Here is a 9,253-nt window from a genome sequence, read left to right as displayed (position 1 = left end):
AGTACAGCCTGCGGCTAGTTTCCTAGTTTGCTCTTTGATTTTCATTGAGTATTATCTTTTCTGAGAAGGAGTTTCATTATGAAAGTTGTTCGAAAATTACTAGCACCCCTCTTGGTAGTGGGGATCCTCTTGACCTCTCTGATCAGTTTGCATCAGTTGAAGGCAGATAAGAAAAAAGATGTTTTTCGTATTGGTATTTCGCAGTTTATTACCCACCAGTCCCTAGACGCTACTAGAGAAGGTTTTGTGGATGAGCTGGCCAAACAAGGCTATATTGAAGGGAAAAATATTGAGATTGATTTGCAAAATGCACAGGGAGAACAAAGAAATCTAAAAACCATTTCCCAGCAACTAGCAGAATCTAGCGATGTCGTTCTAGCCATCGCAACGCCTTCTGCTCAGAGCTTGGCTAATACAACACAAACGACACCGGTTATCTTTTCAGCTGTAACAGATCCTGTCAGTGCCAAGTTGGTTGAGTCAAGAGAACATCCTGGGGGCAATGTAACTGGGACAAGCGACCAGTCATCAGATGCCATTTCAACCCAAATCAATTTGATAAAGAAAGTGTTGCCAAAGGCTAAAACAATTGGAATTCTCTATACTCAGAGCGAGCCAAACTCAGTTGTCCAAAAGGATGAAGCTAAGCGTCTTCTAGAAGAAAAAGGCTTTACCGTTGTTGAAAAAACAATCTTGGACAGTAACAACGTCAAGGCGGCAGCAGAGAGTTTGATGGCAGAAGTGGATATGGTTTTTGTACCAACGGACAATATCATTTCGTCAACCATGGAAACAGTCAAGCAGGTTTCTATTAAACACAAGGTTCCAGTATTTGGTGGTTCAACAGAAATGATTGCTGTTGGTGGTTTGTATAACTACGGAACCAATTATGAAGAATTGGGAAGACAGACAGCCCGTATGTTGATTCGTGTTTTAAAAGGTGAGAAGCCAGAAAATATGGCAGTTGAGTTGCCTGAAAAACTGGAATTGCATACCAATCAAGAAATGGCAGATGCACTAGGAATTGATATTAGTAAGTTAGAGAGCAAGGAATAGGAGGTTTAAGATGAGTTTTGTATTATCTAGTTTATCAGAAGGTTTGTTGTGGTCGATTATGGCCATTGGGGTCTACTTGACTTTCCGTATTTTGGATATTGCGGATATGACTGCTGAAGGAGCCTTTCCTTTGGGGGCAGCTGTCGTTGTATCGCAGATACAGGCAGGGGCCAATCCTTGGATTGCGACCTTACTTGCTTTGCTGGCAGGTATGGTAGCTGGTCTTGTATCAGGAATGCTCCACACCAAGATGAAAATTCCAGCTCTCTTGACAGGGATTGTGACCTTGACAGGTCTTTATTCAATCAATATTAAAATCATGGGCAGTGTACCCAATCTTTCCTTGGGAGATTCTTCAACTGTCTTTAAACAGTTGGCGAGCTCAGGGCTGACAACTGAAGAAGCTGTTTTCTCACTCAGTTTAGCCTGCCTCTTACTTGTTTGTTTGGTCTTGACCCTCTTGATGAAAACGGAGATTGGTTTGGTCTTGCGTTCGACTGGGGACAATATTCCGATGAGTGAGGCCAATGGGGTCAATGTAGACACCATGAAGATTGTTGGTTACATGATTTCAAACGGTTTGATTGCTCTATGTGGTTCCTTGTTTGCCCAAAATGATGGATTTTCGGATGTGACTTCTGGGACAGGAACCATTGTTGTTGGTTTGAGTGCAGTGATTATTGCGGAAGTCTTGATTCACGACTTGACCATTGGAGGCCGCTTGTTATCCATCGGAATCGGTGCTATTGTATATCGTTTGATTATTTTAAATATCTATGAAATTCCAAATCTAGATCAAAATCTAGTTCGTCTCTTTAATGCAATCTTGTTAGCCTTAGTTTTATTTGCACCAGAATTGCAAAAGAGATTAAAGATTCGTGGTCTGAAATTGAGAAATGAATAGGAGGAGAAAGTTATGGCAAGTTTGTTAACCCTTGAAAATATTCACAAAACATTTGAAGCAGGGACGGTCAATGAGAACCATGTCCTCAAAGGATTAGATTTAGAGGTTGAAGAGGGAGATTTTATCTCTGTGATTGGTGGAAATGGAGCAGGAAAATCCACTTTGATGAATATCTTGGCTGGCAATCTATCGGTGGACGAAGGGGACCTTTTATTGGCAGGCAAATCCATTAAAAATCTGAGTGTAAGAAAGAGATCCAAGGATATCGCCCGTGTTTTTCAAGATCCTAAGATGGGAACAGCTTCTCGTTTGACGATTGAGGAGAATATGGCTATTGCCTTGAGACGCGGGCAGAAGAGAGGGCTTGGTTGGGGCGTGAAGGAGAAGGATAGAATCCAGTTCCAAGAGGCCTTGAAGGAGTTGAATATTGGCCTTGAAAACCGCTTAAAAGTAGATACTCAATACCTTTCAGGAGGACAAAGACAGGCCCTGACCCTAGTCATGGCAGCCTTGGTGAAACCTAAGCTCTTGTTGTTGGATGAACACACTGCGGCACTTGACCCGAAAACCAGTCAAATGGTGATGGACTTGACGCAAAAGATTGTGGACCACCATCAGTTGACTACTCTGATGATTACACATGATATGAACCATGCGATTGAGTACGGCAATCGTCTCGTTATGCTTTATCAAGGCAAGATAGTGGTGGATGTCAAAGGAGAAGAGAAAAAGCATCTGACAGTTGAAGACCTTATGCATCTTTTCCAGAAAAATAGTGGCCAAAGTCTAGTCAGTGATGAATTGGTTTTAGGATAAAGAAAAAGGCTGAAATCTAGTGTTTCAGTCTTTTATTTCTTACACTGGCTATATATGTAAATTAAACTTAGCAAGGAGCTCTCTTTTGCAGAAAAGCAGGGTTCTTTTTGCTGTCTATTCCATCCCTGAAAGTGTAGAACAAACTGGTCAGGGTGGCTAGTTTATGGTATAATGGAAGAGACTCAAAAAGAAACAGGAGAAAAATGATGGATTTACTATTAGCAATTGTATTGATTGTGCTAGCTTTTCTAGGAGGAGCACTTGGAGGAATGTACTTGGTTCGTAAGCAAATTGAAAAAGAATTCGCTGACAACCCACGTTTGAATGCTGAAGCAGTTCGTACTCTTTTGAGTGCAAATGGTCAAAAACCAAGTGAAGCCAAGGTACAACAAGTTTACCACCAAATCATCCGCCAACAAAAAGCAGCCCTTGCCAACAATAAAAAGAAAAAATAAATAAGGAAAAGTCTGGGATGAAAGTTCCAGACTTCTCACTATGTTGGCTATGGTTTAGGGATGAGACTTTTTCCTTGCATTCTATTGATATTTGATTATGATTAAGAGAGATAGTTGTTGATGAGGTTGTCCTTTAGTTCTTAAAGACAAGTAATCATAATGAACTATCAATCAGAAAGAAGACTAGAAAGAAGACTGTATGGATAATCGACCAATTGGTTTTTTGGATTCGGGTGTCGGGGGCTTGACTGTTGTGCGCGAGCTCATGCGCCAGCTTCCCCATGAAGAAATCGTCTATATTGGAGATTCGGCGCGGGCGCCCTATGGTCCCCGTCCTGCTGAGCAAATTCGTGAATATACTTGGCAGTTGGTCAACTTTCTCTTGACCAAGGATGTCAAAATGATTGTCATTGCTTGTAACACTGCGACTGCCGTCGTCTGGGAAGAAATCAAGGCTCAACTAGACATTCCCGTATTGGGTGTGATTTTGCCAGGAGCTTCGGCAGCTATCAAGTCCAGCCAAGGTGGGAAAATCGGAGTGATTGGAACGCCTATGACGGTCCAATCAGACATCTATCGTCAGAAAATCCATGATCTGGATCCAGACTTACAGGTGGAGAGTTTGGCCTGTCCCAAGTTTGCTCCCTTGGTGGAGTCTGGTGCCCTGTCAACCAGTGTTACCAAAAAAGTGGTTTATGAAACCCTGCGTCCCTTGGTTGGAAAGGTGGATAGCCTGATTTTGGGTTGTACCCATTATCCACTTCTAAGACCCATTATTCAAAATGTCATGGGGCCCAAGGTTCAACTTATCGATAGTGGGGCAGAGTGCGTACGGGATATCTCAGTCTTACTTAATTATTTTGAAATCAATCGTGGTCGCGATGCTGGACCACTCCATCACCGTTTTTACACAACAGCCAGCAGCCAAAGTTTTGCACAAATTGGTGAAGAATGGCTGGAAAAAGAGATTCATGTGGAGCATGTAGAATTATGACAAATAAAATTTATGAATATAAGGATGACCAGGACTGGTATGTCGGGTCCTATGGTATTTTTGGTGGCGTCCGGACGTTGACGGATGATGACTTGGATTTTCCTCTATTGGAGTTTGCCCAAAGATTTCGAGATGAGGATCGAGGTTTTCCTGTTTCTGTTACTGTTTTACGCTATGGTTCTCTCTACCGTTTATTTTCCTTTGTGGTAGATATCCTCAACCAAGAAATGGGACGAAATGTGGAAGTCATCCAACGTCAGGGGGCTTTTCTCTTAGTTGAAAATGGGCAACTCCTGCATGTAGAATTGCCTAAAGAAGGTGTTGATGTAGAAGCATTCTTTGAGACAAACAAGGTCAGAGAAACCTTATTGATTGCGACTCGTAACGAGGGCAAGACCAAGGAATTCCGAGCTATCTTTGACAAGCTAGGCTACGATGTGGAAAATCTTAATGACTATCCTGACTTGCCTGAAGTAGCTGAAACAGGCATGACCTTTGAAGAAAATGCCCGTCTCAAGGCAGAAACTATTTCTCAATTAACGGGCAAGATGGTTTTGGCAGATGATTCTGGACTGAAAGTCGATGTCCTAGGTGGCTTGCCAGGCGTCTGGTCAGCTCGTTTCGCAGGAGTAGGAGCAACTGATCGTGAAAACAATGCTAAACTCTTGCACGAATTGGCCATGGTCTTTGAACTCAAGGACCGCTCGGCTCAATTCCATACAACCCTAGTCGTAGCCAGTCCAAACAAGGAAAGCTTGGTTGTTGAAGCTGACTGGCCAGGCTACATTAACTTTGAACCCAAGGGTAAAAATGGCTTTGGCTACGACCCCCTCTTCCTCGTGGGAGAGACAGGTAAATCATCAGCCGAATTAACCCTTGAAGAAAAAAATAGTCAATCTCACCGTGCCTTAGCAGTTAAGAAACTTTTGGAGGTATTTCCATCATGGCAAAGCAAACCATCATTGTAATGAGCGATTCCCATGGAGATAGCTTGATCGTGGAAGAAATCCGTGATCGCTATGTGGGTAAAGTTGACGCCGTTTTTCATAACGGCGATTCTGAACTGCGTCCTGATTCTCCCCTTTGGGAAGGCATCCGTGTTGTTAAAGGGAACATGGACTTCTACGCCGGCTACCCAGAACGCTTGGTGACCGAGCTTGGTTCGACCAAGATTATCCAAACCCATGGTCACTTGTTTGACATTAATTTCAATTTTCAAAAGTTGGACTACTGGGCTCAGGAAGAAGAGGCCGATATCTGTCTCTATGGTCACTTGCATGTGCCAAATGCTTGGATGGAAGGCAAGACCCTCTTTCTAAATCCAGGTTCCATCAGTCAACCACGTGGGACCATCAGAGAATGTCTTTATGCTCGTGTGGAGATTGATGACAGTTATTTTAAAGTGGACTTTTTGACACGAGACCATGAGGTGTATCCGGGCTTGTCCAAGGAGTTTAGCCGATGATTGCCAAGGAGTTTGAGACTTTCTTGTTGGGGCAGGAGGAAACTTTTTTGACCCCTGCTGAAAATCTAGCCGTGTTGATTGATACTCACAATGCGGATCATGCAACCCTCTTGCTCAGTCAGATGACCTATACCCGTGTTCCTGTTGTGACAGATGAAAAGCAGTTTGTTGGGACGATTGGGCTCAGAGATATTATGGCTTATCAGATGGAGCATGACTTGAGTCAAGAAATCATGGCAGATACGGATATCGTTCATATGACGAGAACCGACGTAGCGGTCGTCTCGCCTGATTTTACTATTACGGAGGTTTTGCACAAGCTGGTAGATGAGTCCTTCTTGCCGGTTGTGGATGCGTCAGGAATTTTCCAAGGGATTATCACGCGCAAGTCTATCCTCAAGGCAGTCAATGCCCTCTTGCATGATTTTAGTAAGGAATATGAGATTCGATGCAAATGAGAGACAGGATTTCAGCCTTTTTAGAGGAAAAGCAGGGCTTGTCTGCCAATTCCAAACAGTCCTATAAGTATGATCTGGAGCAATTTTTAGACATTGTAGGCGAGCGGATTTCTGAGACCGGTCTCAAGATTTACCAAGCCCAGCTAGCCAATCTAAAAATCAGCGCCCAGAAACGAAAGATTTCGGCCTGTAATCAATTTCTCTACTTTCTCTATCAAAACGGAGAGGTAGATGGCTTTTACCGTTTGGAATTAGCTAAACAGGTTGAAAAGAAGACCGAGAAGCCAGAACTGTTAGATCTAGACTCTTTTTGGCAAGAAAGTGATTATCCGGAGGGACGCTTACTGGCGCTTCTTATCTTGGAAATAGGGCTCTTGCCAAGTGAGATTTTAGCTCTCAAGGTTGCGGATATCAATTTGGATTTTCAGGTGTTGCGAATCAAGAAGGCTTCCCAACAGAGGATTGTCACCATTCCTACGACCTTGCTGTCAGAATTGGAACCCTTGATGGCCCAGACCTACCTCTTTGAAAGGGGAGGGAAAGCCTATTCTCGTCAGTGGGCCTTTCGTCAGTTAGAAGCCTTTGTCAAGGAGAAAGGTTTTCCAACCTTATCCGCTCAAGCTTTGCGGGAACAGTTCATTCTACGACAAATTGAAAACAAGGTCGATTTGTATGAAATTGCAAAAAAATTAGGATTAAAAACAGTCCTGACCTTAGAAAAATATAGATAATGGATATTAAACTAAAAGATTTTGAAGGGCCTCTGGACTTGCTCTTGCACCTGGTTTCTAAGTACCAGATGGATATCTACGATGTGCCTATTACGGAAGTCATCGAACAGTATCTAGCCTATGTCTCAACCCTGCAGGCCATGCGTCTGGAAGTGACGGGTGAGTACATGGTCATGGCCAGTCAGCTCATGCTGATCAAGAGTCGCAAGCTACTGCCAAAGGTAGCAGAAGTGACAGATTTGGGGGATGACATGGAGCAGGATCTTCTTTCTCAAATCGAAGAATACCGCAAGTTCAAGCTCTTGGGTGAGCACTTGGAAGCCAAGCACCAAGAACGGGCCCAGCACTATTCTAAAGCGCCGACAGAGTTGATTTACGAAGATGCGGAACTTGTACATGACAAGACGACCATTGACCTCTTTTTGGCGTTTTCAAATATCCTAGCCAAGAAAAAAGAGGAGTTTGCACAGAATCACACGACTATCTTGCGGGATGAGTATAAGATTGAGGACATGATGGTCATCGTGAAAGAATCCTTGACTGGACGAGATCAATTACGCTTGCAGGATTTGTTTAAGGAAGCCCAGAATGTCCAAGAGGTCATCACCCTCTTTTTGGCAACCCTAGAGTTAATCAAAACCCAGGAGCTGATTCTTGTGCAAGAGGAGAGTTTCGGAGATATTTATCTCATGGAAAAGAAGGAAGAAAGTCAAGTGGCCCAAAGCTAGACTTGATAGAGAGGAAAGATGAGTACTTTAGCAAAAATAGAAGCGCTCTTGTTTGTAGCGGGTGAAGATGGGATTAGGGTCCGCCAGTTAGCTGAACTCCTCTCTCTGCCACCGACAGGCATCCAACAGAGTTTAGAAAAATTAGCCCAGAAGTATGAAAAGGACCCAAATTCCAGTTTGGCCCTGATTGAGACAGGGGGCGCTTATAGATTGGTGACCAAGCCTCAATTTGCAGAGATTTTGAAGGAATACTCTAAGGCACCTATCAACCAGAGTTTATCTCGGGCTGCCCTTGAGACCTTGTCCATCATTGCCTACAAACAGCCCATCACACGGATCGAAATTGATGCCATCCGTGGTGTCAACTCGAGTGGGGCCTTGGCAAAGTTGCAGGCCTTTGACTTGATACGAGAAGACGGGAAAAAAGAAGTGTTGGGTCGCCCCAACCTCTATGTGACTACAGATTATTTCCTAGATTACATGGGGATAAATCATTTGGAAGAATTACCAGTGATTGATGAGCTTGAGATTCAAGCCCAAGAAAGCCAATTATTTGGTGAAAGGATAGAAGAAGATGAGAATCAATAAGTATATTGCCCACGCAGGTGTGGCCAGTAGGAGAAAAGCAGAAGAGCTGATCAAGCAAGGCTTGGTGACGGTCAATGGCCAAGTGGTGCGTGAACTAGCAACCACCATCAAGTCAGGCGACAAGGTCGAAGTTGAAGGTCAACCTATCTACAACGAAGAAAAGGTCTACTATCTGCTTAACAAACCACGCGGTGTCATTTCCAGTGTGACAGATGACAAGGGCCGCAAGACGGTTGTCGACCTCTTGCCCAACGTGAAGGAGCGCATCTACCCTGTAGGTCGTTTGGACTGGGATACATCAGGAGTCTTGATTTTGACCAATGATGGGGATTTTACGGATGAAATGATTCACCCTCGTAATGAGATTGACAAGGTCTATGTCGCGCGTGTTAAAGGTGTGGCCAATAAGGACAATCTCCGCCCCTTGACCCGTGGACTTGAGATTGATGGCAAGAAAACCAAGCCGGCTGTTTATGAAATTCTCAAAGTGGATCCAGTTAAAAACCGCTCTGTGGTGCAGTTGACTATCCATGAAGGGCGTAACCACCAGGTTAAAAAGATGTTTGAAGCTGTCGGTCTTCAAGTGGACAAGTTGTCACGTACCCGTTTTGGACATCTAGACTTGACAGGACTCCGTCCAGGAGAATCCCGTCGTCTTAATAAAAAAGAAATCAGCCAACTACACACCATGGCTGTAACCAAGAAATAATGAAGCGAATTTTAATAGCGCCTGTGCGCTTTTACCAACGTTTTATCTCACCAGCCTTTCCCCCCTCTTGTCGCTTTGAGCCTACCTGTTCAAATTATATGATTGAGGCTATTGAAAAACATGGCTTCAAGGGTGTCTTGATGGGTTTGGCACGGATTTTACGTTGCCATCCTTGGTCGAAAACAGGTAAAGATCCCGTCCCAGACCACTTTTCTTTAAAGAGAAATGCAAAATAATATTCAATGAAAATCAAAGAGCAAACTAGGAAACTAGCCGCAGGTTGCTCAAAACAGTGTTTTGAGGTTGTAGATGAAACTGACGAAGTCAGCTCAAAACACTGTTTTGAGGT

The 9,253-nt window shown here is 43.7% G+C and carries 13 protein-coding genes; all 13 read left to right on the top strand.

The window, feature by feature from the left end; all coding sequences use genetic code 11:
* The first annotated feature begins 78 nt into the window (after window positions 1-78).
* The 13 genes from ADI58_RS09970 (at window position 79) to yidD (ending at window position 9,140) form a co-directional block, all read left to right on the top strand.
* Window positions 79-1,056 carry an ABC transporter substrate binding protein gene (locus ADI58_RS09970; RefSeq protein WP_049522472.1) on the top strand — a complete coding sequence of 326 codons (978 nt, stop codon included), beginning with the start codon at window positions 79-81 and terminating at the stop codon, window positions 1,054-1,056.
* 10 nt (window positions 1,057-1,066) lie between these two features.
* Window positions 1,067-1,960, top strand: a complete 894-nt coding sequence (locus ADI58_RS09965; protein WP_049522471.1) for an ABC transporter permease — start codon at window positions 1,067-1,069, stop codon at window positions 1,958-1,960.
* Between the two features lie 12 nt (window positions 1,961-1,972).
* A complete protein-coding gene (locus ADI58_RS09960; RefSeq protein WP_049522470.1) occupies window positions 1,973-2,776 on the top strand; it encodes an ABC transporter ATP-binding protein in 804 nt (267 codons plus the stop codon).
* 206 nt (window positions 2,777-2,982) lie between these two features.
* Window positions 2,983-3,231: a YneF family protein gene (locus ADI58_RS09955; protein WP_000364990.1), complete on the top strand. Its 249-nt coding sequence runs from the start codon at window positions 2,983-2,985 to the stop codon at window positions 3,229-3,231.
* A 199-nt stretch (window positions 3,232-3,430) separates the two neighbouring features.
* Complete coding sequence (racE, locus tag ADI58_RS09950; protein ID WP_000370376.1) at window positions 3,431-4,225, top strand: glutamate racemase; 795 nt, start codon at window positions 3,431-3,433, stop codon at window positions 4,223-4,225.
* Window positions 4,183-5,193: a nucleoside-triphosphate diphosphatase gene (locus ADI58_RS09945; RefSeq protein WP_414716722.1), complete on the top strand. Its 1,011-nt coding sequence runs from the start codon at window positions 4,183-4,185 to the stop codon at window positions 5,191-5,193. Before racE ends, ADI58_RS09945 begins: the two co-directional genes overlap by 43 nt.
* Entirely contained in the window at window positions 5,169-5,690 is a 522-nt protein-coding gene (locus ADI58_RS09940) for a metallophosphoesterase (RefSeq protein ID WP_020902175.1), read from the top strand. Before ADI58_RS09945 ends, ADI58_RS09940 begins: the two co-directional genes overlap by 25 nt.
* A complete protein-coding gene (gene cbpB, locus ADI58_RS09935; RefSeq protein WP_004260968.1) occupies window positions 5,687-6,148 on the top strand; it encodes a cyclic-di-AMP-binding protein CbpB in 462 nt (153 codons plus the stop codon). Before ADI58_RS09940 ends, cbpB begins: the two co-directional genes overlap by 4 nt.
* Entirely contained in the window at window positions 6,145-6,879 is a 735-nt protein-coding gene (xerD, locus tag ADI58_RS09930; RefSeq protein ID WP_342666331.1) for a site-specific tyrosine recombinase XerD, read from the top strand. Before cbpB ends, xerD begins: the two co-directional genes overlap by 4 nt.
* Complete coding sequence (locus tag ADI58_RS09925) at window positions 6,879-7,607, top strand: segregation/condensation protein A (protein ID WP_049522467.1); 729 nt, start codon at window positions 6,879-6,881, stop codon at window positions 7,605-7,607. The genes xerD and ADI58_RS09925 overlap by 1 nt, the downstream gene beginning before the upstream one ends.
* Window positions 7,608-7,625: 18 nt before the next feature.
* Complete coding sequence (gene scpB, locus ADI58_RS09920; RefSeq protein ID WP_049522466.1) at window positions 7,626-8,195, top strand: SMC-Scp complex subunit ScpB; 570 nt, start codon at window positions 7,626-7,628, stop codon at window positions 8,193-8,195.
* A complete protein-coding gene (locus ADI58_RS09915; protein WP_001222228.1) occupies window positions 8,182-8,904 on the top strand; it encodes a pseudouridine synthase in 723 nt (240 codons plus the stop codon). The genes scpB and ADI58_RS09915 overlap by 14 nt, the downstream gene beginning before the upstream one ends.
* A complete protein-coding gene (gene yidD / locus ADI58_RS09910) occupies window positions 8,904-9,140 on the top strand; it encodes a membrane protein insertion efficiency factor YidD (protein WP_049522465.1) in 237 nt (78 codons plus the stop codon). The genes ADI58_RS09915 and yidD overlap by 1 nt, the downstream gene beginning before the upstream one ends.
* The last annotated feature ends 113 nt before the right edge of the window (window positions 9,141-9,253 follow it).

It is taken from the genome of Streptococcus mitis (assembly GCF_001074635.1).
GTDB lineage: Bacteria > Bacillota > Bacilli > Lactobacillales > Streptococcaceae > Streptococcus > Streptococcus mitis_E.
This window is presented reverse-complemented; position numbering and strand designations above follow the sequence as displayed.

Excerpts from the sequence above, each read along its gene's own strand:
- ADI58_RS09965 (WP_049522471.1), top strand. The coding sequence starts at position 1,067 with ATGAGTTTTGTATTATCTAGTTTATCAGAAGGTTTGTTGTGGTCGATT.
- ADI58_RS09970 (WP_049522472.1), top strand. The coding sequence starts at position 79 with ATGAAAGTTGTTCGAAAATTACTAGCACCCCTCTTGGTAGTGGGGATC.
- ADI58_RS09945 (WP_414716722.1), top strand. The coding sequence starts at position 4,183 with ATGGCTGGAAAAAGAGATTCATGTGGAGCATGTAGAATTATGACAAAT.
- scpB (WP_049522466.1), top strand. The coding sequence starts at position 7,626 with ATGAGTACTTTAGCAAAAATAGAAGCGCTCTTGTTTGTAGCGGGTGAA.
- ADI58_RS09925 (WP_049522467.1), top strand. The coding sequence starts at position 6,879 with ATGGATATTAAACTAAAAGATTTTGAAGGGCCTCTGGACTTGCTCTTG.
- ADI58_RS09960 (WP_049522470.1), top strand. The coding sequence starts at position 1,973 with ATGGCAAGTTTGTTAACCCTTGAAAATATTCACAAAACATTTGAAGCA.
- xerD (WP_342666331.1), top strand. The coding sequence starts at position 6,145 with ATGAGAGACAGGATTTCAGCCTTTTTAGAGGAAAAGCAGGGCTTGTCT.
- racE (WP_000370376.1), top strand. The coding sequence starts at position 3,431 with ATGGATAATCGACCAATTGGTTTTTTGGATTCGGGTGTCGGGGGCTTG.
- cbpB (WP_004260968.1), top strand. The coding sequence starts at position 5,687 with ATGATTGCCAAGGAGTTTGAGACTTTCTTGTTGGGGCAGGAGGAAACT.
- ADI58_RS09940 (WP_020902175.1), top strand. The coding sequence starts at position 5,169 with ATGGCAAAGCAAACCATCATTGTAATGAGCGATTCCCATGGAGATAGC.
- yidD (WP_049522465.1), top strand. The coding sequence starts at position 8,904 with ATGAAGCGAATTTTAATAGCGCCTGTGCGCTTTTACCAACGTTTTATC.
- ADI58_RS09955 (WP_000364990.1), top strand. The coding sequence starts at position 2,983 with ATGGATTTACTATTAGCAATTGTATTGATTGTGCTAGCTTTTCTAGGA.
- ADI58_RS09915 (WP_001222228.1), top strand. The coding sequence starts at position 8,182 with ATGAGAATCAATAAGTATATTGCCCACGCAGGTGTGGCCAGTAGGAGA.